17 protein-coding genes are annotated in these 21284 nt (G+C 65.6%); 3 read left to right on the forward strand and 14 right to left on the reverse strand.

Annotated features, from left to right (window positions below):
• Positions 1-4: 4 nt before the first annotated feature.
• On the reverse strand, positions 5-3169 hold the full coding sequence (locus ACMUOY_RS12940; RefSeq protein ID WP_413893136.1) for an L-glutamate gamma-semialdehyde dehydrogenase: 3165 nt from the start codon (positions 3167-3169) through the stop codon (positions 5-7).
• A gap of 99 nt (positions 3170-3268) precedes the next feature.
• Between ACMUOY_RS12940 and ACMUOY_RS12945 the strand changes: the two genes are divergently transcribed.
• Positions 3269-3742, forward strand: a complete 474-nt coding sequence (locus tag ACMUOY_RS12945; protein ID WP_413893137.1) for an Lrp/AsnC ligand binding domain-containing protein — start codon at positions 3269-3271, stop codon at positions 3740-3742.
• A gap of 48 nt (positions 3743-3790) precedes the next feature.
• Complete coding sequence (locus ACMUOY_RS12950; RefSeq protein ID WP_413893138.1) at positions 3791-4330, forward strand: DUF3617 domain-containing protein; 540 nt, start codon at positions 3791-3793, stop codon at positions 4328-4330.
• A 44-nt stretch (positions 4331-4374) separates the two neighbouring features.
• Here ACMUOY_RS12950 and ACMUOY_RS12955 read toward each other — a convergent pair whose 3' ends face one another.
• From ACMUOY_RS12955 to ACMUOY_RS12985, 7 genes are all read right to left on the reverse strand, one after another.
• The gene (locus tag ACMUOY_RS12955; RefSeq protein WP_413893139.1) at positions 4375-5268 is read right to left on the reverse strand and encodes an alpha/beta fold hydrolase; all 894 of its coding nucleotides are present in this window, start codon (positions 5266-5268) and stop codon (positions 4375-4377) included.
• Positions 5269-5307: 39 nt separating this feature from the next.
• Positions 5308-6384 carry an MBL fold metallo-hydrolase gene (locus tag ACMUOY_RS12960; protein ID WP_413893140.1) on the reverse strand — a complete coding sequence of 359 codons (1077 nt, stop codon included), beginning with the start codon at positions 6382-6384 and terminating at the stop codon, positions 5308-5310.
• Positions 6385-6657: 273 nt separating this feature from the next.
• Positions 6658-7242: a chalcone isomerase family protein gene (locus ACMUOY_RS12965; RefSeq protein WP_413893141.1), complete on the reverse strand. Its 585-nt coding sequence runs from the start codon at positions 7240-7242 to the stop codon at positions 6658-6660.
• A gap of 22 nt (positions 7243-7264) precedes the next feature.
• On the reverse strand, positions 7265-8518 hold the full coding sequence (locus ACMUOY_RS12970; protein WP_413893142.1) for a hypothetical protein: 1254 nt from the start codon (positions 8516-8518) through the stop codon (positions 7265-7267).
• A complete protein-coding gene (locus ACMUOY_RS12975; protein ID WP_413893143.1) occupies positions 8515-10281 on the reverse strand; it encodes an arylsulfatase in 1767 nt (588 codons plus the stop codon). The genes ACMUOY_RS12970 and ACMUOY_RS12975 overlap by 4 nt, the downstream gene beginning before the upstream one ends.
• A 61-nt stretch (positions 10282-10342) precedes the next feature.
• Positions 10343-10612, reverse strand: coding sequence for a hypothetical protein (locus ACMUOY_RS12980; RefSeq protein ID WP_413893144.1), 270 nt, complete (start codon positions 10610-10612; stop codon positions 10343-10345).
• Positions 10609-11955 carry a DsbA family protein gene (locus tag ACMUOY_RS12985; protein WP_413893145.1) on the reverse strand — a complete coding sequence of 449 codons (1347 nt, stop codon included), beginning with the start codon at positions 11953-11955 and terminating at the stop codon, positions 10609-10611. The genes ACMUOY_RS12980 and ACMUOY_RS12985 overlap by 4 nt, the downstream gene beginning before the upstream one ends.
• A gap of 320 nt (positions 11956-12275) precedes the next feature.
• Between ACMUOY_RS12985 and ACMUOY_RS12990 the strand changes: the two genes are divergently transcribed.
• A complete protein-coding gene (locus ACMUOY_RS12990; protein ID WP_413893146.1) occupies positions 12276-12887 on the forward strand; it encodes a TetR/AcrR family transcriptional regulator in 612 nt (203 codons plus the stop codon).
• A gap of 60 nt (positions 12888-12947) precedes the next feature.
• Here the strand turns inward: ACMUOY_RS12990 and ACMUOY_RS12995 are convergent, their stop codons facing one another.
• From ACMUOY_RS12995 to ACMUOY_RS13020, 6 genes are all read right to left on the reverse strand, one after another.
• The gene (locus ACMUOY_RS12995) at positions 12948-14771 is read right to left on the reverse strand and encodes an acyl-CoA dehydrogenase C-terminal domain-containing protein (RefSeq protein ID WP_413893147.1); all 1824 of its coding nucleotides are present in this window, start codon (positions 14769-14771) and stop codon (positions 12948-12950) included.
• A gap of 26 nt (positions 14772-14797) precedes the next feature.
• The gene (locus ACMUOY_RS13000; RefSeq protein WP_413893148.1) at positions 14798-16111 is read right to left on the reverse strand and encodes an acetyl-CoA C-acetyltransferase; all 1314 of its coding nucleotides are present in this window, start codon (positions 16109-16111) and stop codon (positions 14798-14800) included.
• 26 nt (positions 16112-16137) lie between these two features.
• A complete protein-coding gene (locus ACMUOY_RS13005) occupies positions 16138-17025 on the reverse strand; it encodes a MaoC family dehydratase (protein WP_413893149.1) in 888 nt (295 codons plus the stop codon).
• Positions 17026-17048: 23 nt separating this feature from the next.
• Positions 17049-18458 carry a 3-oxoacyl-ACP reductase gene (locus ACMUOY_RS13010; protein ID WP_413893150.1) on the reverse strand — a complete coding sequence of 470 codons (1410 nt, stop codon included), beginning with the start codon at positions 18456-18458 and terminating at the stop codon, positions 17049-17051.
• Between the two features lie 240 nt (positions 18459-18698).
• Positions 18699-20135 (reverse strand): WS/DGAT/MGAT family O-acyltransferase, encoded by a 1437-nt coding sequence (locus ACMUOY_RS13015; protein WP_413893151.1) that lies wholly within the window; start codon positions 20133-20135, stop codon positions 18699-18701.
• A gap of 20 nt (positions 20136-20155) precedes the next feature.
• Positions 20156-21274 carry a glutathione S-transferase family protein gene (locus ACMUOY_RS13020; protein WP_413893152.1) on the reverse strand — a complete coding sequence of 373 codons (1119 nt, stop codon included), beginning with the start codon at positions 21272-21274 and terminating at the stop codon, positions 20156-20158.
• Positions 21275-21284: the final 10 nt, after the last annotated feature.

The following is a 21284-nucleotide window of genomic DNA, read 5'->3' on the forward strand; positions in this document are numbered from 1 at the left end:
ACGCTCAGGCCAGCAGCTGCACATTGCCCCCCGCCGCCGTCGTGTTGACCGTCACGGTTTGCTCGGCGCAGAAGCGCATCAGGTAGTTCGGCCCGCCCGCCTTCGGGCCAGTGCCGCTCAGGCCCTCGCCACCGAAGGGCTGCACGCCCACCACCGCACCGATCATGTTGCGGTTGATGTAGACGTTGCCCACCCGGGCGGCGTGCGCCATGGCCTGGGCGCGGCTGTCAATGCGGGTCTGGATGCCCAGCGTGAGGCCATAGCCCAGCGCATTGATCTGCCCGATGACCGCCAGCGGGTCGCCACTCCAGCGCACGATATGCAGCACCGGGCCGAAGATTTCCTGCTGCACGCTGGCAATCGAGGGCACTTCGAAGGCCGCAGGTGGTATTATATTCATAGCATCTGGTGACCATTTTGCGCTGGGAATGAGGCATTTTGACTCTGAATTCAGCCGTTGCAGGTGCTTGCGGATGCCCTCGAAGGCCTCGCGATCGATCACCGGGCCGACATCGGTCGCCAGCTCGGCCGGGTCGCCCGCCACCAGCTCCTTCGCCGCACCCTGGATCATCTCGATCACGCCGTCGGCGATGCCTTCGTGCAGGCACAGCAGGCGCAGCGCCGAGCAGCGTTGGCCGGCCGAGCGGAAGGCGCTCTGCACCACCGCGTCCACCACCTGCTCGGGCAGCGCGGTGCTGTCGACCACCATGGCGTTGATACCGCCGGTCTCGGCGATCAGCGGCACGATGGGCCCGTCCTTGGCCGCCAGCGCGCGGTTGATCAGCCGCGCCACGGCGGTGGAGCCGGTGAAGGCCACACCCGCGATGCCCGGCAGCGCCACCAGCGCCGCGCCCACTGTCTCGCCGGGACCGTGCAAGAGTTGCACCGCGTCACCCGGCACGCCGGCGGCATACAGCAGACGCACGGCCTCCGCCGCCACACCCGGCGTCTGCTCGGCCGGCTTGGCCAGCACGGTGTTGCCGGTGGCCAGCGCCGCCGCCACTTGCCCCATGAAGATCGCCAGCGGAAAGTTCCACGGGCTGATGCAGACCCAGACGCCGCGCCCGCCCAGGTGCAATTCGTTGCTCTCCCCGGTGGGGCCGGGCAGGGCCACCGGCGCCTGGAGGCGTTCGGCCTCGGCCGCGTAGTAGCGCAGGAAGTCCACCGCCTCGCGCACCTCGGCCACCGCGTCGCCCCAGGTCTTGAAGGCTTCCCTGACCAGCAGCGCGCAGAAGCGGGGCAGTTGCTGCTGCAGCGCATCGGCCGCGCGGCGCAGGGCGGCAGCGCGCTCGGCAACCGGCACCTTGCTCCATTGTTGATAGCAAACTTGCGCCAGATCACGCTGGGATGGTGCCGTTTTGACGTCAAACTCGGCCACGACAGGCACCTGAACCGTGTCCAGCGCCTGCAGCAGCGGCGCACGCATGGCCGCCACCGCCAGATCCAGCCCGGCGCTGTTCCTGCGGCCCGGGCCGAAGAGGTCCGGCGGCAGCGGCAAAGACGGGTTCGGCGCCAGGTGCAAGGGCGACACCAGCAGCTCGTCCAGCGCGACCGACGCATCGGCCAGCTGGTGCACGAAGGACGAATTGGCGCCGTTCTCCAGCAGCCGGCGCACGAGGTAGGCGAGCAGGTCGCGGTGCGCACCCACCGGCGCGTAGACCCGGCAAGCCACCAGCGGGTTCTTCAGCACCTCGCGGTAGGTGCCCTCGCTCATGCCGTGCAGGCGTTGCAGCTCGAAGCGGGGTGATGCGCCCTGGAACGAGGTCGAATCGGGATCGGAGCCTGGGTGGGAGGCCGCGCGCTCGGCTCCGTGTCCCCCGCCCGCTTCGCGGGCTCCTCCTTGACCTGCGCCGAACGCGCGGCCTCCCACCCCCCCATTACCGCCTGACGCATCAACCCCCGCCGGCCGGGCCGCCATCTGCAGGATGGCCGCGATGGTGCCCGCGTTGTGGGTGGCGAACTGCGGGTAGATGGCGTCGGGCGCGGCCAGCAGCGCGCGGGCGCAGGCCAGGTAGCTCACGTCGGTGTGGTGCTTGTGGGTGAAGACCGGGTAGTGCGGCAGGCCCAGCTCCTGGGCGCGCTTGATCTCGGCATCCCAGTAGGCGCCCTTGACCAGGCGGCACATGAAGCGCAGCCGGTACCGGCGCGCCAGCCCAATGATGTGCTCGATCAGCGGCAGCGCGCGCGTCTGGTAGGCCTGCAGCGCCAGGCCGAAGCCGCGCCACTGCGGAAAGTGCTGCGCCACCTGCGCCACCAACGCCTCGAACACGTCGAGCGACAGCTCCAGCCGGTCCACCTCCTCGGCGTCGATCGTCAGCCCGACGTTGGCGCGCGCAGCCCGCTCGCACAGGCTCCAGACCCTCGGCACCAGCTCGCGCATCACCCGGGCATGCTGCGCCGCCTCGTAGCGCGGGTGCAGCGCGCTCAATTTGATGGAAATCCCGTCTTTTTGCTCGATTCCCAGCGTCGGATGGTCAGAAGATGCTATTTTTTGAATAGCATTCTGGTAGCTCGCCAAGTGTTGCAGTGCATCCGCATCGGTGCGGGCGCCCTCGCCCAGCATGTCATAGCTGTAGCTGAGATTCGGCTGCCGGCGGCGCGCGCCATCGGCCTCGGCCATGCCTTCCTCAATGGTCTGGCCCAGCACGAACTGGCGGCCCAGCAGCTGCACGGCACGCAGCGTGGCGGCCACCACGGTGCGCGCGCCCAGCCGCGCCACGAGGCCAGGCTCCTGCGCGGCCTGAGCACCTCCGGGGGTGCCCGGCAGGAATTTCTTGGACAAGGCAATCGCACTGGACGACAGCCGGGCCAGCGTGGAATCGCCTGCGGCATCGAAGTCGGCGCGGCCCAGCTGGTCCGCCGTCAGGGCAATGGCGGTTTCTGCATCGGGCACACGCAGCAGGGCTTCCGCCAGGCGCATCAGGGCCAGGCCTTCGGCGCTGGAAATCGGGTATTCCTTGAGCAGGCTGTCCACCGCCCAGAAGGGCGGCGGTTGGTCGCGCACGGCCTGCACCCAAGGTGCGGCCACGCGGGCGGCCGCGACCCAGTCCAGCGCGCCGTGCAGCGCGGCCAGGCTGTCGGCCACGACCTCGGCCTCCGGGCGATAGGGAAAGGGCAGGCGATCGGCGTCAGGGGTGGCGGCCGCCGGCGTGGGCGTGGCATCGGTCATCGAAAACTCCATGGCAACTGGTGAATATCGCCATGGTTGATCGACTCGTGATGAGTTTCACGCTAAATTTGCGTTACTTCACCGATTTTTTCACTATCTATGGCCGAATCACTCTGGGGCATCGACCGCATCGACCAGCGCATCCTCAGCGCCTTGCAAGCCGATGCACGGATTTCCAACCTGAAGCTGGCCGAGGCGGTGGCGCTGTCGCCCACGGCCGTGCTCGCGCGGGTGCAACGCCTCACGCGCGAGGGCTACATCCTGGGCTACGAGGCGCGCCTGAACCCGCTCAAGCTCGGACGCGGCATGATGGTGTTCGTGGAGGTGCTGCTGGACCGCACCACGCCCAACGTGTTCGAGCAGTTCAAGGCGGCGGTGCAGGCGCAGGAGGCCATCCTGGAGTGCCACATGGTGGCCGGCGGTTTTGACTACCTCCTCAAGACGCGCATGGCCGACATGGCGGCCTACCGCGAATTTGCCGGCACCGTGCTGTGGCAACTGCCGGGTGTGCGCGAAACGCGCACCTACGCCGTGATGGAAGAGGTGAAAAACAGCACGCGCCTGCCGCTGTAGCCTGGCAGGCTCAGGCGCACAATGGCGATTTTTCAGGAGGATTCCGCCATGAGACTGTGTCTGATCCTGGCCGTCGCGCCGGTGGCCCTGGCCTGCATGGGCGCCAGCGCACAGACCATGAAACCCGGCCTGTGGGAGCACAGCTTCACGATGAAGAGCCAGAGCGGCAAGATGGAACAGGGCATGGCCGAACTGCAGAAGCAGATCGCTGCGATGCCCCCCGAGAAGCGCAAGCAGATGGAGCAGATGATGGCCCAGAGCGGTGTGGCCATGGGCTCCAAGGTCAACGTCGTGAAGGTCTGCGTCACGCCCGAGGATGCCGCGCGCATGGACATGCCGAAGTTCAACGACCAGTGCAAGCAGGAAGTCATCAAGCGCAGCGCCAGCACGATGCAGTTCAAGTTCACCTGCGCCGGCCAGCCCCCCACCAGCGGCGAAGGCGAGGTGACCTTCAGCAGCCCCACGGCCTACACCAGCAAGTCCATCGTCAACACCAGCGTCGAGGGCAAGCCCGAACGCATGACCATGGACCAGTCGGGCAAATGGCTCGCCGCCGACTGCGGCGCCGTGAAACCGATCAAGCGCTGATCGCGGCCGCAGTTGCACCCGGCAGGGAGCAAGACGGATCAGGTTTATCCGGGTGTATCCGCCAGGAAACTCCGGATCACGCGGTTCACCTCAACGGCGTTGCGCCGTGTCACCCAATGGCCGGCGCCCTCGATGCGGTGGACGCGCAGGTCGCTCACGTGCTGCTCCAGCCCCTCCAGCAACACCGGGCGCAGCGCCACGTCGCCCGTGCCCCAGATGACCTGCGTGCGCACCTTGACCTGGAAGTCGGCCGGATCGAGCAGGGCCGCCACGGCCGCCATCCGGCCCGGCGCATCCGGCGTGTCGGGGTGCAGCGGAGAGGCCCGGTAGTAGTTGCATCCGCCGGCCAGGCCGTGCGCCCAGCATCCCCGGTAGGCCTGAAGCTCCTCATCGCTCAGCTCGCCCAGCAAATCACGCAGCCAGGCATGGCCGTCTTTTGCCAGGAGGCTCTCGGAACCGGGCAGGCGCAGCACGTTCATGTAGGCGCCGGCCGCCTGCTGGCCTGTGTCCGAGGCCAGCGCCTTCGCGAAGAGGATCGTGTGCGGCGCATTGAGCACCACGAAGTTCTGCATCAGTTCCGGGTGTTGCGCCGCCAGGCTCCAGGCCACCGCACCACCCCAGTCGTGGGCGATCACGGCGAACACCGGCGCGCCCAGCGCCTGGATCACGCCTCTCAGGTCGGCCACCAGCAGATGGGGTTTGTAAGCGCTGACATCCAACGGCTGCGAGGACAGGTTGAAACCCCGCAGATCGATCGCGATACAGCGGAAATCGGCTGAAAACTCCGCGAGTTGCCGGCGCCACGTGTACCAGAACTCGGGAAAACCGTGCACGAACAGCAACACCGGCGCGCGCGCCGGGCCACAGGCCTTTGCATGCAGCCGAATGCCCTCGGCGGTGTCGAAGTACAGGGTCTCAAGCGCGAGGTCGTTGGCCATGGGTACGGGATGAAGTTTGCATGAGGCCCGGTTCAGGCCCTAGAAGCGCCGGCTGACGTCGATCTGTTGGGACCCGGCCGGCAGGCTGATGAAATCACCATCGGCTCCCACTCGAATCGGTCCCCCGAAGATGTCAGGTGCGCCCCCCAGAAAGGCTTTCTCCATCCCTGGCAAGGGCAGCGGCGGCGCGATGTGGCTGAGCAGCAGGTAGCGGACCTTCGCATCGCGCGCAATCTCGGCGGCCTGCTCGGGGGTGGTGTGGTAATCGATGATGTCGGCCATGAGCTTCTTCACGTTGAGGCGCCCCGCGGCGGCGGCGCCCTGGCCCAGAAGGTCGACCATCTTCGGCGAAAGGGCCTCGTGCACCAGCAGATCGACACCGGTGGCCTCGCGCTGCACCGCAGCGGACTTCGTCGTGTCACCGCTGAGCACCACACTGCGGCCCTTGTAGGTGATGCGATAGCCGACGGCAGGGTGTACCGGTTTGTGATCGACGGCAAAGGCGCTGATTTCAAGATCGCCACCCTTGATCAGCACCACGTGCCCTTCGGGTGGCACGGTGAACGGCTTCGCAACCGCACCGAAACCCTCCGCGTGCACCGTCTGTTCGCCGTGATGGGCGACGCGGTAGTGGCGGTCCTGCTCATAGGCCTGCATGAAGCCCGCCACCACTTTTTCAACGCCCGATGGTCCATACAGCGGGACCGGTGCGGCGTTGCCCGTCGACACCCAGCGCTGCATCAGCAGCTCACCCAGGCCATCGATATGGTCGGAGTGGAAATGGGTCAGGAAGATCGCCTCGATACGGCCATGGACGAAGCCCAACTTGCCGATGTTGCGGCTGCTGCCATTGCCGGTGTCGAACACGAACAGTCGCCGGCCGGCCACGACCACGGTGCAGGCGCCCAGGCGCCGGTCGTCGGGCATCGGCGAGCCCGCACCGCACAGCCCGACATGCAGGCCGTCCGGCAAATCATTCAGGGTGTCGGCGGCCAGGCGACTGGCGGCGACGCGCTGGGCCACGGCCATGCTGAGCGGCGCGCGAAACGCATAGGCCGCAGCGCCAATGACAACGGCTGCAGCGACGATCAAGAGGGCGAAACGACGGAGGTTCATGGATGTCTCTCTATGAAAAACGTTCAGACGCCGAACGTGCGGGCCAGCCGTACGAAGAGCCCGGGATCCAGGACGCGACGCAGCGCAGCCGGGGCCGGCGCGCCTCAGTGCAAGTGGCCGCGATCACGCGACGACTGCACGCCGCCAAGGCAATGGTGCCATCGCGGCCGATCCCGGTGCCCGTGCCCGTGCCCGTGCCCGTGATGAGTAGCGTCTTTGACATGTCAGGTTCTCAGGAGTGACTGCGGGGCTTGCTGAAGACCTTCTTCCGCATCACGACGGCTTGCCCAGCAGGGCGTCCTTGAGCCTCGGATCCGCGGGGTTCTTGCCGACCCACATGGCCAGCAGCCCGTTCATCAGCTCGCTTTCCCTGAACGGCTGGCCCTGCGGCTGGCCTTTGAAGGCAATGACCGTGCCGCTCCCGGGGATCCAGTCGATCGTCAACGTGTCTCCCGCCAGGAATTTCCTCTGCGCGGCAATCAGTTGGCTCATCCGGGCGAGCGCCGGCGCCAGTTTCGCCACCTCGTCCGCACCCGTGTTGTCCGCAAAGCCCTTCATGAATTGTTTGCTGAACTCCTGGCTGTCGACGTCGCGCAGAAACGTGAGACTCATGCGCTTGGGGCCCGGTGCGGCGAAGACCTCTTCGGGCGTGGCCACTTTCTTGCCCAGGTACAGGCCGGCGACCAGGACCTTGAAGATGGCCTTGTAGCGGATCCCGGCGCCATTGAGCTGAAGCCGGCTGCCGCTGATATCGATCGCCTCTTCGAGTTTGACGCCCGAGATCTCCACTGGGGCGGCCATCGCACTCACAGTGAGCACCCAGCACACCAGCGCGGCGATGCAATTCCTGACTTTCATCTTGGGATGACTCCTTTGACGGTTATTGAACAAACACCCGCGCAAGCCGGCCCATTGACGACCAGTAGAAGTCTCGCCCCCAGCCCACGCTCGGAAACACCACACCCTGGTTGAGGCCGCCGGTGCGCGCGCGCGCCAACTCCTTACCCGATTCGATGGCCAGCACCACCACTTCCTCAGCATGCCTTCGGTAGTCGTTGATGACGACTTCGCCGGTATCCGGGTACAGGATCATGTGGCTGGCGCAGCCGAAAGGCGTCTTCTCCCACAGCGGTGTCAGCGTCGCGCCTTGCGCGTCAAAGCGCCAGGCACGCAGGTAGCGGTTGGCCGAATCGTAGGCCAGCACGATGCGGCGTTTCAGGTCGACCAGGGGCGGGTTGGTGATGCTGCCCCCCACCATGCCGCTGACGGTCAGGATCTGATGGTCACGCGCATCACTCAGCGACACGCGGATCAGCCGGTTCGGTGTAGGGTTGAGGCCCGAGCCGATCATCTTGATCACGTAGTTGTGCCGGCCGTTGTCCATGAACCAGGCGTTCTGGCCGTCGAGCACCACGTCCCAGCCATAGGTCTGGCTGGTCGTTCCGACGTAGTCGAATCGCCAGTCGTCGTCGAAGACCAGCGTCTGCGCAACGGCGTCCCAGTGGTAGCGAAAGATCGAACGAACCCCCACGACATAGACCGTGTTGCCGATGGCGCCCAGGCGCGCGATCGACGGCTCCGGGCAGTCCCTGTCCGGACACGCTGGTTGCAGGGTCTCGGCGTCGATCACCGTCAGGCGCGCAGGCGTCCGGTCCGACAGGTTCTTGGTGACGATCAGCCCGTTGTCGAGGATCACGAAGGAGTTGTAGGGCTGATCGACCGGGAGCCGGAGCGACGCCAGCGGCACACAGGCCCGGCTGAGCCGGTGCGCCCAGCGCCCATACACGACATAGATATCGCCATCGCGGTGAATCGCCATGCCACCCGGCCACATGGGTCCGCCGGGCAGGCGCGGCGAACGGCGCAGGGTCTTCAGGGTGATCGGGTCGATCTGCTCGACGCGCGATGTGGTGGGAAACCCCAGTTTCGCGCGCAGGACCGAATGCGTCAACAGATAGACCTCGCCCGGGGCGCCGAGAACCGTCATGGTCGACATCCAGGTGTTGCGGGTCACGCAGCCCAGCTTGTCGCCAGCGCGCAGGCGCAATCCGTCTCCGCCACGGGGCGCCTGCAAGCGTGCCGGGCCCGCGTCTTCGCCCGGCCAGGGGCTGTCCAGGTAGCCGCCAGCCGTCATGCAGCGCGGCGCCGCCTGCGGATCACGACCCCGGCGACGATCAAGCCGATGAGGCCCGCCAGCACGGCCAGCGCCGTGTTTCGATAGGTGGGAATCCAGTAATTGATGAAGCTGTTGATCAGGACCTGCTTCACGGGGTTGTAGCCATCGGGCATGGGCAGAACGCCGTTGGCCTTTGCCCAGGCCGCGTACTCGGCCTGCATCGCGGCAAACTCCTGGGGGCGCTGTTTCTGCAGGTCACTCGTCTCGCCCGGGTCGGTGCGCAGGTCGTACAGGTGCCATTGCCCGTCGCCAATCGGCGGGTTGTTCAGCGCGATCTTCAGGTCGCCCTTGAACAGCGCCTTGTTGCCGGACAGTTCATAGCCCAGCGGCTCGTCTGCGGCACGCACGCGCATCGCTGGGTTGGCGAGAACCGGCAACAGGCTGTGCCCGGTGGGCGCCTCGATGGGCTGGCCCTGATAGCTTGCGCCGGGGCGCGCCACCTGCGCCACATCCAGCAGGGTTGGCAGGATGTCGGTCACGTGGGTCAACCCGTCGTGAATCTGGTTGTGGGCCGCGCCGGCGACGCCGCTGATGATCATGGGCGAACGGATGCCGCCCTCGCCGGAATAGAACTTGAACGTGTCCAACGGCGACGCTGATGCGCTGGACCAGGACGGCCCAGGCACCACGTAGGCACCCTTGCCGCCCAGGCGCTCCAGATCGCGGCTGTAGTTGAACCGAAGCCACAGGTCGGCCTCCTTGTAGTCCGAGCCCTCAGGGCCGTTATCAGACAGGAAGACAAACACCGTGTTGTCGTACTCGCCCGTGGATTTCAGGTAGGCGATCAGGCGCCCTACTTCATGGTCCAGCGATTCGGCCATCGCTGCGTAAACCTCCATGAGCCGCGCCTGGTACTGCCTGTCCTTGGCGCTCAGCGCGGCCCAGTCGCCCGTGGTGACCATCGTCACCATGGGCGTGTCCTTCGGGATCAGACCGAGTTCGACCGCCTTGTTGCGCCGGGCCTCGCGCAGCGCCGTCCAGCCAGCGTCGTAGCGGCCCTTGTACTTGTCGATGAAGGCCTGCGGCGCCTGCACCGGGACATGGTTGGCCTGGAAACCGACGTAGGCGAAGAAGGGCTTGCCGCTGGCCGCGCCGCTGCGGATGTAGTCGATGGTCTTGTCGACAAAGAAGGTGGACGAGAAGAATTCTTTGGGCATCACCGGCGGCTTGCCATCCTCGTACCAGTTGACCCGGGCGGAATGGGGCAGGTAGCGTTTTTCCGGCTCCCAGTTGTCCGAGCCGGTGTCGCCCATGATGAAGGATCGGTCGAAGCCACGCCGGTTGGGAAGGTTGTGCGGCTCATTGCCGACGTTCCACTTGCCGGCGATGTAGGTCCGGTAGCCGCCCGCCTGCAACAAGGTGCCCAGCGTGACCACGTTGGGCACGAGGGAACCGAGGTACCCCGGCTTGCCGAGGTGTTCGCCCGGCATGGTCTCGCGCAGGTTGCCATGGCCGTTACGGTGGTTGTCCACGCCTGTGAGCAACATGGATCGCGTCGGGGAGCACGATGCCGCAACGTGGAAGTTGGCGAAGCGCACCCCGCTGCGCGCCAGGGCGTCGAGATGAGGGGTCGCAATTTCACCCCCAAAGGCGCCGACATCGGTGAAGCCCCAGTCATCGGCGACCAGCACCACGATGTTCGGGCGTGCGTCAGTGGCGGCCTGCACATGGAGCGCAGCGCACAGTCCCAACATCAGGAACCAGAGCCGTTTCAGCATCATGCCGCCGCCCTCACCGTGTTCTTCGTCGTGTCGACCGGGAGTCGAGCCTAACGGCGCGACCTCAGCGGCCCGTGGTCCGCTTCTGTTCGTCGGCCAGCGGTTTCCAGTGCAGCAGGCCGAACAGCAGGGTCAGCAGCATGCTGACCGCCAGCGGGCCACGGTACAGGCGCACCTGCTTGAACATGACCACGATTTCCAGCGCATGGATCACCAGCAACACGAGCGCGATGTTCTGCATCGTGCCCGAAAGGCCAGGCGGCAGCAGCCCGGCGAGACCCGCCAGCGCCAGGACATAGACCGCCAGGCAGGCGGCTTTCAGTAGTGTGTTCATCTTTTCTCCTTGAATGGGTAGCGTATCGGGGTCTGAAGCGAGAGGGTCGCCCCGCAGCCCGGGTCCTGCTTGAGCAGCGCATCCTGCACGGCCCATAGGCGATCCTGACCCCAGACCGCAGTGTCTCCCACGCGAAACGAAGGGACGCCCCACAGACCCAGATCGAACATTTCTTTCCGGTTGGCCTCCGCCGTCGCGCGCCAGGCATCTTCCTTCAGGGCCCTGTGGGCCGCATCCCAGGACAGGCCCGCCCGCTCGACGATCCTGCGCAAGCCCCGGTCGCTGCCGGCGTCAATGCCCTCGGCCCGGACCCCATGCATGAAGGACAGCACATAGGCTTCAGCGCACCCCATCTGCTCGGCAATGGGAATCAGCGACAGGCCGCGTTCCGTCGGACGTCCGACCGGGTCGTTCAGCCGCCCGAAGGGAGTTCCCCTTGCATGGGCCTCGCGCGCGGCGTCAAGGCTGATGTAGGTTCGTTTCTCGCGCGGCACGGGCAAACCGCGCATGACCATCGGCAGGACGAAGCGCAGCCGCACCGGCGCTCCGGTGCGCCGTCCCAGTTCAAACACGCGCGGCGCCACGATCGCCGAGTAGGGACTGCGAAAGGAGAAGAAGAAATCGATGGGCAGCGGGCTGGCAAGGCTCACCGGCCCGCTCAGATCGGCGTCGGGCGGAAACATCAGGTCCTGAACGCCGAGGCGCTGGGCGCCGAGGTCCTGCAGGCGCCGCTCCAGATGGTGCAGCCGGTCGATGCCCCAATACCACTCGCCCGCATAGAAGAAGGTCGCGCCCAGGTAGTGCCCCAGTTGCTGCCGCAGTGCGTTGGAGGCGGCGACATGGGATGAGACGGCCGATGGGTCAACCGCGCGCAATGGCCCGCCGGACCGCCCCATGGAAAACAGGCTCGGAGGATCACTCCAGAGGCAGGTGGAGATCTCGCCCGCCGCTTCAATGAAAGTCCCGTCCTGAACGGCGGCCACCAGCAGGCGGGTTGCGGCTTCCACGGACTGATCCTGGGGTTGCCCCATCAGATCGTCAAACACAAGGTTCCAATGCCTCGCCAGCAATCTCGCGTCCTTGCGGCTGTAGGCAATCAATTTTTCACGCTCGGGCGCCGCGCTGTCTGGCGGTGGACCGACCACATGCGGGACAACATCAATGTCGTAGCGAGCGATGAGTTGGGGCAGGATGCCTGCGACCAGGGCGCTATAGGGATCGTCGACCTGGTGAAAGTAGTGAACCTGATGCGGCCGGGCCCCGGCGAGCCGTTCTCGTTCCGCCCTGGCGCGCAGTTTGAGCAGGCGCTCCCTGGCGAGAAGATGCTGGCTGATGACCGGCATCAACAAAGTCCTGATCGACATCAGACTCCTCGCGTCTGCCGCGCTTTGACCCGTCGCAGGAGCACGATGTTCTGTCCGGCGTGCACTGCAAGCTTGGTCATGACATGTCTCCGTTTTGGGGTTTGGCGCCAAGGACAGCGAACACCGTACACTTGTGTATCTAAATGCTCACTGTACCATTTTTCAAGACACATGTGTATGCCACCCGCCGGGTGCCCTGGCTTTCGGCTTTCGGCGTCTTGTTCCGCCGAAACCCCGGCAGGAAAACCACAGTCCGTTCGCAAAAAAAGCATGGGGACATTCTTTGATGTACGAGACCAATGAATCCTGAAAACAGGAAAAGAAAGCGCTCGGAGGCGCCTCGACTCACTCGAGATGACTGGCTGGACGCGGCATTTCAGGCGGTCGTGGACGGTGGCTTTGACAACGTGCGGGTCCTCGTGATCGCACAGACCCTGGGCGTGACGCGTGGTAGTTTCTACTGGCACTTCAACGACCACGCCGACCTTGTCAGCTCACTCATTGAGCGATGGCGCAAGCGCGAAGTCGAACTGGATCGCGCACTTCAACTCGATGCGACAGATGACCCCAAGGCGGATCTGGAGCATCTGCTGGAGGCGGCGCTGGCCCATGCCGGGGCCGATCTTGAAAACATGCGTTTCGAGCTGGCACTGCGCGGCCTGGGCCGGCGCGACCCGGTCGTCGCGAAGATGCTGGTCGAAGTCGATGCGGCCCGCATGGCCCTTTTCGAAGACAAATTCCTGCGACTGACGGATGACCCGAAGACCGCGGAAGAACTCGCCGTCCTGTTCTACCTGGCCATTGTCGGAAGCTATCAGGCCTTGAGCAGGCCCACCAGCCCGCCCCAGGCCAAGGACTATCGCAAGGGCATCATCACCGACTACCTGATCCGGCGACAGGTGAAAACATGAGGTCGGAAAGCTGGGCGCCGGCATCTCCCGCAATGCCAGCTATCCCCTCATGACAACCGTTCACGCGAAGGCGAAGTGCTCGTTATCCAGTTGCATGACCGAGCGGGTGGGGGCCAGCGCACCGGTACGGTGGGCATTGGCACGGGGCATCAGGCGCTCGAAGTAGAACTCCGCCGTCTGGACCTTGGAGCGGTAGAAGTCTTCGGACTCTTTGCCCTGCCCGCTGGCCAGTAGTTCTTCGGCCTTGGCGGCCTGCCCCGCCCAGTAGTAGCCCATCATCACGAAGCCGGAGTACATCAGGTAGTCCACACTCGCGGCGCCCACCACTTCGCGGTCCTTGGGAGCGCGCAACATGATGGCGGTGGTCAGCAGGTTCCATTCCGCTGCACGGGCGGCCAGGTTGCGCGCCATTGCACCCAAAGGGGTGCGCCTGAGCAGGTGGGGACGAGCGAACCTGACCATTTCCAGCGTGAAATCACGCACACACTTGCCCTTGGAGCCCATCAGCACCTTGCGGCCCAGCAGGTCCAGCGCCTGGATACCGGTGGTCCCTTCATAGAGCGTGGAGATACGCGCATCACGAACGATCTGCTCCATGCCGTGCTCCTTGATGTAGCCATGGCCGCCGAACACCTGCACGCCCAGGTTGGCCGCCTCCAGGCCCATTTCGGTCAGGAAGCCCTTGAGGATGGGGGTGTAGAAGCCGAGCTTGCTGTCAAAGGCCTTGTAGCCCTCCGCATCACCGGCGGCCGATGCGTTGAACATGTGATCGCCGATCTTCAGCGCGTCGTAGATCATGGCGCGACCGCCTTCCGCGATGGCCTTTTGCGTCAGCAGCATACGGCGCACATCGGGGTGCCAGATCAGCGCGTCGGCCTTGCTTTCGGGGTCTTTCTTGCCGGAGAGTGCCCTCATGGAGCGGCGGTCCTTGGCGTAAGGCAGCGCGCCCTGGAAGGCGGCCTCGGCATGGCAAACCCCTTGCACGGCCGTGCCCAGGCGGGCGGTGTTCATGAAGGTGAACATGGCTTCCAGGCCGCGGTTGGGCTCGAACACCATGAAGCCTTCGGCTTCGTCGAAGTTCAGCACGGCGGTGCTTGAGGCGCGGATGCCCATCTTGTGTTCGATGGAGCCGCAATTCACCGCGTTGCGCTCGCCCAGCGTCCCGTCGGCCTTGACCTTGAACTTGGGCACGACGAACAGAGAGATGCCCCGCGTGCCTTCGGGTGCGTCCGGCAGGCGCGCCAGCACGATATGAACGATGTTCTCGGTCAGATCGTGCTCGCCGGCGGAGATGAAGATCTTGGTGCCAGTGATCTTGTAGCTGCCGCCCTTCTGGGGCACGGCCCGGGTCTTGACCTGCGCCAGGTCGGTGCCGCACTGGGGTTCGGTCAGGCACATGGTGCCCGCCCATTCGCCGGAAACGAGCTTGGGGATGTACTGCGCCTTCTGTTTCTTCGAGCCGTACTGCATGAGGGTGTTGATGCAGCCCACGCTCAGGCCCGGGTACATGGCGAACGACCAGTTGGCCGTGCCCATCATTTCCGACTTGAACAGGTTCAGCGACATGGGCAGGCCCTGGCCACCGAACTCGGTGGGGAAAGACAGCCCTTGCCAGCCGCCCTCGACGAACTGCCGGTAGGCCTCCTTGAAGCCCTTGGGCGTGGTGACCGCGCCGTTGTCAAAGTGGCAGCCCTCGATGTCACCGGAGTGGTTCAGGGGGGCCAGCACGTCTTCGCACAGCTGGGCGGCACCGTCCAGAATGGCATCGACCATCTCCGGGTCGGCGTCCTTGCCATTGGGCAGGCTGGCGTAGTGTGCGGGGTAGTCCAGCACTTCGTTCATCAGAAAGCGCATGTCGCGCAGAGGGGCTTTGTATTGGGTCATGGTAATGGTCTCCAGTGACGTGAGGATCAGCGCTCGACAATGGCCACTACGCCCTGCCCACCTGCGGCGCAGATGGAGATGAGGCCGCGGCCGGTGCCTTTTTGCTCCAGCATCTTGGCCAGCGTGGCCACGATGCGCCCGCCGGTGGCGGCGAACGGGTGACCGGCTGCCAGCGAACTGCCGTTGACGTTGAGCTTGCTGCGGTTGATCTTGCCCAGGGGCTTGTCCAGACCCAGCTTTTCCTTGCAGAACGCCTTGTCTTCCCATGCCTTGAGCGTGCACAGCACCTGTGCGGCGAACGCTTCATGAATTTCGTAGTAGTCGAAGTCCTGCAGCTTCAGGCCGGCGCGCGCCAGCATGCGCGGCACAGCATAGGCCGGCGCCATCAGCAGGCCCTCTTTCTGCTCGAAGAAGTCCACCGCCGCCACTTCGCTGAAGCTCAGGTAAGCCAGCACTGGCAGGCCGCGCGCGGCGGCCCACTCTTCACTGGCCAGCAGCACGGCCGATGCACCGTCGGTCAGCGGCGTGGAGTTGCCGGGGGTCAGGGTGCCCTGCTCAGGGCGCACCTTCTTGTCGAAGCAGGGCTTGAGGCTGCGCAGCTTCTCGATGCTGAGGTCGGCGCGCAGGTTGTTGTCCCGGGCCACGCCCTTGAACGGCGTCATCAGGTCGTTGAAGAACCCGGCTTCATAGGCGCGCGCCAGGTTCTGGTGGCTCTTGAGCGCCAGTTCGTCCTGGTCCTCGCGGCTGATGTCCCATTCGGCGGCCATCTGTTCGGCATGCTCGCCCATTGACAGGCCGGTGCGTGGCTCGCCGTTTCGTGGCAGGGCCGGCTGGACCAGCATGGCGGGGCGCACCTTGGCCAGTGCGCTCAGGCGCTGGACGGTGGTCTTGGCACGGCTGGCCTCCAGCAGGATCTTGCGCAGCTTCTCGTTCAGCCCGACCGGCGCATCCGACGTGGTGTCCACGCCGCCGGCAATGCCACACTCGATGTGGCCCAGCGCGATCTTGTTGGCCACCAGCATGGCGGCTTCCAGGCCGGTGCCGCAGGCCTGCTGAATGTCGAACGCCGGCGTGTCGCGCGACAGCGTGGTCGAGAGGACCGATTCGCGCACCAGGTTGAAGTCGCGGGCGTGCTTCATCACGGCGCCGCCCACCACGTCGCCCAGGCGTTCGCCGTGCAGATTGAAACGGTCCACAAGCCCCTGGATCGTGGCCGTCAGCATCTCCTGGTTGGAGGCGGTGGCATACACGGTGTTGGAGCGGGCAAACGGAATTCGGTTGCCTCCGAGGATGGCCACGCGGCGAACGGTGGCGGGGTTCTGTGCTTTGGATGTAGTCATGGTGTTCTTTCGCGATGGATGGGTTTTCAGGCTGCGAAGGCGTAGCCGAGCTGCGCGCGCAGGTGCGGTTTGTCGCCCTTGGCATTGCGGACTTCGAAGATCGCGTTATGGGGAAAGGTGCCCTTCACCTGGCGCGTGGCCCACAGAGAGGCCCGACCGGGCAGGTACAGCGGAGTCTTGAATTCCACCGTCACCTCGGCCTGCCCGATCGGCTGGCGCGGCAACATGGCTGCCAGTGCGCGGGCCTTGGTCCACAGGCCGTGGGCAATGGCCTGGCGGAAGCCGAACAGCTTCGCCGACGGCGCGCTCAGGTGGATGGGATTCATGTCGCCGGACACCAGACCGTAGCGGCGGCCGATGTCGGCCGGCGCCGTGAAGCCGGCCTGGCACGACAAGTTCGCATCGCTGCTCAGGGCGCTGACGTAGGGCTTGCCCACCGGGTTCTTCACGCCGATGCGCAGCGCCGTCATGGTGCCATCCCACACCCGCTCACCCTCGCGAGAAATGGCGAACTCCAGCGTGAACACCTGGCCCTTCTCATGGGCCAGCAATTCGCCGGTGCGCATTTCGACGCGCAGCAGGTCGCCCACGCTGAGCTGGCGGTGCTGGTGGATGCGATTGGCCAGGTGCACCGTGCCCATGGCGGGCCAAGGGCAATGTTCGGAGGCAAAGAACTCCATGGCCAGCGGGAAAGTCAGCATCTGCGGGTACAGCACCGGCACGCCGGCTTCTGGCTTGAAGCCGCACACCTTGGCGTAGGCGGCCACCTGCGCGGCGTCGAGCGTCACGGCAGGACGCACGTAGGTCACCGGCTTGAGCGCCCTCACCACGCCGGGGCGCTTGCGGCTGGACAGCAGCGCGCCGGCGTACATCTGCGCGGCGTGCCTGGGCGTGGAAATCTCGATAGTGGTCATCGCGGTTTTCTTTCTTGTGGCCATCACGCCCCCATGATGCTTTGGCCGCAGACGCGCACCACGTTGCCCGTGATGCCAGCGGATGCGGGCGATGCAAACCAGCCAATGGCTTCGGCCACGTCCACCGGCAATCCCCCCTGGCTCATCGAGTTCATGCGGCGCCCGGCTTCGCGAATGGCGAAAGGCACCGCGGCGGTCATCTGCGTCTCGATGAAACCTGGCGCCACGGCATTGATGGTGATGCCCTTCGCCGCATACACCGGCGCATGACTCTGCACCATGCCCACCACTCCGGCCTTTGAAAAGGCGTAGTTGGTCTGCCCCATGTTGCCCGCAATGCCGGATATCGACGACACGCAGACGATGCGCCCACCAGCCTTCAAGGCGCCGGACGCCACCAGTGCGTCGTTGATGCGCTCCTGAGTGGAGAGGTTGACGTTGACCACCATCTGCCAGAAATGTTCTTTCATGTTGGCAATGGTCTTGTCGCGCGTGATGCCGGCGTTGTGCACCACCACGTCCCAGCCGCCATCGGCCAGGGCCGCATCGACCAGCGCCTGGGGCGCCTCGGCGGCCCCGATGTCCAGCGCCAGCGCCCTGCCTTTCACTTTCGCGGCGACCTCATCCAGACCCGCCTGCGCCTGCGGCACGTCCAGGCAGATCACGGTGGCGCCTTCACGGGCCATGACTTCGGCAATCGAGGCCCCGATGCCGCGCGATGCGCCGGTCACCAGCACCTTCTTACCCGCCAAAGGCTGGGCCCAGTCGGTCGGCGCGGCGCCATCACCCACGGGCGCCCCGACGCGGATCACCTGCGCCGACACATAGGCCGAGCGCGGCGACAGCAGGAACCGCAGCGTCGACTCGACCTGATCCTCGGCGCCTTCGGCCACGTAGACCAGCTGCACGCCGATCGCCTTCTTGAGTTCCTTCGCCAGCGAACGGGTCAGCCCTTCCAGCGCCCGCTGCACCGTGGCCTTGCGCGGGTTCGCGCAGGCCTCCGGCGGGCGGCCGATGACGACGACGCGACCGCAGGGCAGCACCGAGCGCGCCGCATCATGGAAGAAGGTGTAGAGCGCGTCGGATTGGGTGCTGTCGTTCATCCCTGTTGCATCGAACACCAGCGCCTTGACCTTCTCGCCGGGCTTGCCATCGACACCCCAGCGCCCGGTCATCAGGCCCGCCTTGTTGGCCAGCGGCATCCATTGCGGCAGCTGGGCATGGGCCACGGTCTGTGCGCCCATGGCCTTGAACATCGGCGCCAGCACGCCCAGCATCTGCGGGTCGCCGGCTCCACCGAGCAGGACCGAACCCTTGATCACGGGCTGACCCGGCTTGTAGCGCTCCAGCTTCAGGGGCTTGGGCAGGCCGAGGGCGTCGGCCAGACGGGCGCCCACGGGGGAGTTGGCAAAGTCGAGGTAAGAATCGGTCATGGTCAGGTTCCAGTGCATCGGCCATCACGCTGTTGCGCGGAGCCAGGTGTCGTGTTTGAAGAAATGCAGGATCGGCAAGATGGGAGGACGTTGGCGTTCATCCGAACGCTTGGGCACGGCAAAGGACCGATGCCTTTGAAGCATACGTCCGGTCACGCTCTTCGCGGTCGCCGGTTTTAGGGGTCTGTGTCTAACGCCTGGCGTTGAAAAATGACTTCAGAACGGCTCTGAAATGCACATTTATGGCCTGGCTCGGCTGGCCATCACGCGCTTGCGCGTGGCTCTTTTGACAGGCGCTGGCGTGGCCGGTGTCAGCTTGTCCGCCAGAGCCCGCTCCAGTTCAAGAATCGACTCATCGGTGTAGTCCAGCATGCGCTGCAACGCCGGCACCGATCGCCGGCAGGCAATGTAGCCAAAGCCCAGGTTGTCGCCGTAGCCGCTGATCGTGATGTTCAGTGCAAGATAGTGCGTCGCAATGGAGACCGGATAGACCTCGTCCAGCCGCGCCCCATTGAGGTACAGGGTGTGTTTCGGTCCCGGCACATTGGAGATCACAACATTGAAACCCGGGCGCTGTTTCGAAGTGCCCATCACCATCCCTGCGCCCATGGGCGAGATCGAGGTGATGCCGTGCGCCATCTTCTGCAGCCGCGGCATCGCCTTCAGGCGCTCCTTGGCCTGGGTGGTGGACTGCACGATGCGTTGCAACCGCTTGAGCGGATCGCGCAGGTTCGTCGCCAGATTGGCCAGCAGCAGGGACACCTGGTTTCCGCCGGCGTCGGTCTCGCCGTGCAGCGAGACCGGCACCATGGCAATCAGCGGCTTTCGGGGCAGCGCCTTCTGCACTTCCAGGTACCTGCGCAAGGCACCCGCGCAAATCGCCAGCGTGACGTCATTGACCGTGGCCCCGGCCGCCTCGCCGATGCGCTTCAGGCGCGCCAGCGAATAGGACTGGGCCGCAAATCGCCGGGAGCCCGAGATCTCGACATTGAACGGTGTGGGTGGCGCATGAAAGGGCAGGGCCGATGCGCTGTCCGGATCTGCGGCGCGCACGATATCCCAAAGCCCGCCGGCCACGCCAGGCAGGATGTCGCGCCCCGCGCGGGCGGCACTGGCAAGCTGCTTGATCAAGCCCTTCGCCGGAGCCTCGCGCCGAACGGTGGGGTGGCGGGAATAGACTTGCGCCCACACCGGCGGCTTGTCTTCATCGGCCGTTCGCGCCAGCGACTCGGCCATGATCCTGGCCCCCGTCACGCCGTCCACGAGGGCGTGATGGATCTTGGTGTAGGTCGCGAACCGGCCCTGCGGCAGCCCTTCAATGACGTAGGCCTCCCACAGCGGGCGGTTGCGGTCCAGCAGGTTGCCATGCAAGCGCGAAATCATGGCCAGCAATTCCCGAATGCGTCCAGGATGCGGCAGGGCCAGGTGGCGCAGGTGATAGTCCAGCTCAAACTCCGTGTCGTCCTCCCAGTACCAGAGGCCCCTGCGCAAGACCGGGCGCTGGTTGAAGGGCGGCAGCGCCGAAAGATGCCGACCCCAGCCGGCCAGCAACTGGCTGACGAAATGGGGCCCCGCCCCTGGCGGCGGACTGTAGATGTTGAGGCCCGCGACATGCATGGGCTGGTTGCGGGTTTCCATCCACAGGAAGGCGGAATCTGTCGGGCTGAGAACTTTCATGATCTGGCTTTATTCGGCTTTCATGACGCGCTTTTCAGTTCTGCCGCCACACGCACGCCTTGCAGGCGCAGCCGGGGAATGTCCAGTGCCAACAGGCGCTCGCCCCCGACCGACGCCAGCCAGTCGCGCACCAGTGCCTGCTCCAGCGGATTCATGGCGCGGTACGCGTCCAGAGTACGCTGCGCCATCCACAGGGTGTAGGGAATCGCGGCCCGGCGGAAAAGCCCCTGGCCCATCGGCATCTCCACATCGGCCAGACTGCGCGGCAAGGTCTTGCCGGCCGGCCAGTCCACCAGTTTGGCCTTCACCTGCGCGTTGATGCCTTCGAGCAGCGGGACGAACTCCCGGGCAATGGCCTGAAATACCGGCGCCAGCGTGGGCGCGATCTGGTCGTTCGCCAGCAGAGCAGGCAAGCTCGCCGCACCGTGGGACGGCTCGGCCATGCGGTCGATCCAGGCACGCAGGTGCCGGCGCGGCGCCACCAGTTCGCGCGCCGGCCAGGGGTCCCGCCCGAGGTGCCCGTACATGCTGCCGACGAGGCCAAAGTCGCCCAGCGTGGGACGTTCACCGAACAGGAAGCGGTGCTGCGCGAAATGGGCGTCCAGCAGGTCGAGCATGTCCCCCATCCAGGCATCCATCAGCGCGAATTGCCCGGGCCGAACGCCCACCGAATGCAGCATGCCGCGAAGTTTCCCGGCCACGACCTTGACTGCGCGCCGTTGAGCGAAGCCCGGCAGGAAAGGCAGCAGGGCGCTGCCGGCTTCACGCTCGAACAGGGCATAGTTCTCAGGATAGGTCCAGCGTGTGTGCATGGCCATCGGGATCCACCACTCATCGCCCCAGGCTTCCATCAGGTACGAGGCAAAGCGCTGCACCGGTGTGGCCGGATGGACCGAGCGGTCCGCGATGCGGGCTTCAACGTGATCGATGATCCGGCTGGTGTCGTTGATCCACTCGCCCTCGGGCGTGACCATGACCGGCATCACGGCGGCGCCCGTCTTGCGCTTGATGCGCCGCATCAGCGTGAACATGTCCACGGCCTTGTGCTCGAACGGCGCCTGCTTGTAGCGCAGGTAACACAGGGCCTTGCCGGTGAAATACGACAGATGCCAGCCGTACAGCGTGTAGGAAGTGCTCACGATCGAATCT

The organism is Candidatus Skiveiella danica (assembly GCF_022705245.1).
Lineage (GTDB): Bacteria > Pseudomonadota > Gammaproteobacteria > Burkholderiales > Burkholderiaceae_C > Skiveiella > Skiveiella danica.

Excerpts from the sequence above, each read along its gene's own strand:
- ACMUOY_RS12940 (WP_413893136.1), bottom strand. The coding sequence starts at position 3,169 with ATGACCGATGCCACGCCCACGCCGGCGGCCGCCACCCCTGACGCCGAT.
- ACMUOY_RS12945 (WP_413893137.1), top strand. The coding sequence starts at position 3,269 with ATGGCCGAATCACTCTGGGGCATCGACCGCATCGACCAGCGCATCCTC.
- ACMUOY_RS12950 (WP_413893138.1), top strand. The coding sequence starts at position 3,791 with ATGAGACTGTGTCTGATCCTGGCCGTCGCGCCGGTGGCCCTGGCCTGC.
- ACMUOY_RS12955 (WP_413893139.1), bottom strand. The coding sequence starts at position 5,268 with ATGGCCAACGACCTCGCGCTTGAGACCCTGTACTTCGACACCGCCGAG.
- ACMUOY_RS12960 (WP_413893140.1), bottom strand. The coding sequence starts at position 6,384 with ATGAACCTCCGTCGTTTCGCCCTCTTGATCGTCGCTGCAGCCGTTGTC.
- ACMUOY_RS12965 (WP_413893141.1), bottom strand. The coding sequence starts at position 7,242 with ATGAAAGTCAGGAATTGCATCGCCGCGCTGGTGTGCTGGGTGCTCACT.
- ACMUOY_RS12970 (WP_413893142.1), bottom strand. The coding sequence starts at position 8,518 with ATGACGGCTGGCGGCTACCTGGACAGCCCCTGGCCGGGCGAAGACGCG.
- ACMUOY_RS12975 (WP_413893143.1), bottom strand. The coding sequence starts at position 10,281 with ATGATGCTGAAACGGCTCTGGTTCCTGATGTTGGGACTGTGCGCTGCG.
- ACMUOY_RS12980 (WP_413893144.1), bottom strand. The coding sequence starts at position 10,612 with ATGAACACACTACTGAAAGCCGCCTGCCTGGCGGTCTATGTCCTGGCG.
- ACMUOY_RS12985 (WP_413893145.1), bottom strand. The coding sequence starts at position 11,955 with ATGCCGGTCATCAGCCAGCATCTTCTCGCCAGGGAGCGCCTGCTCAAA.
- ACMUOY_RS12990 (WP_413893146.1), top strand. The coding sequence starts at position 12,276 with ATGAATCCTGAAAACAGGAAAAGAAAGCGCTCGGAGGCGCCTCGACTC.
- ACMUOY_RS12995 (WP_413893147.1), bottom strand. The coding sequence starts at position 14,771 with ATGACCCAATACAAAGCCCCTCTGCGCGACATGCGCTTTCTGATGAAC.
- ACMUOY_RS13000 (WP_413893148.1), bottom strand. The coding sequence starts at position 16,111 with ATGACTACATCCAAAGCACAGAACCCCGCCACCGTTCGCCGCGTGGCC.
- ACMUOY_RS13005 (WP_413893149.1), bottom strand. The coding sequence starts at position 17,025 with ATGACCACTATCGAGATTTCCACGCCCAGGCACGCCGCGCAGATGTAC.
- ACMUOY_RS13010 (WP_413893150.1), bottom strand. The coding sequence starts at position 18,458 with ATGACCGATTCTTACCTCGACTTTGCCAACTCCCCCGTGGGCGCCCGT.
- ACMUOY_RS13015 (WP_413893151.1), bottom strand. The coding sequence starts at position 20,135 with ATGAAAGTTCTCAGCCCGACAGATTCCGCCTTCCTGTGGATGGAAACC.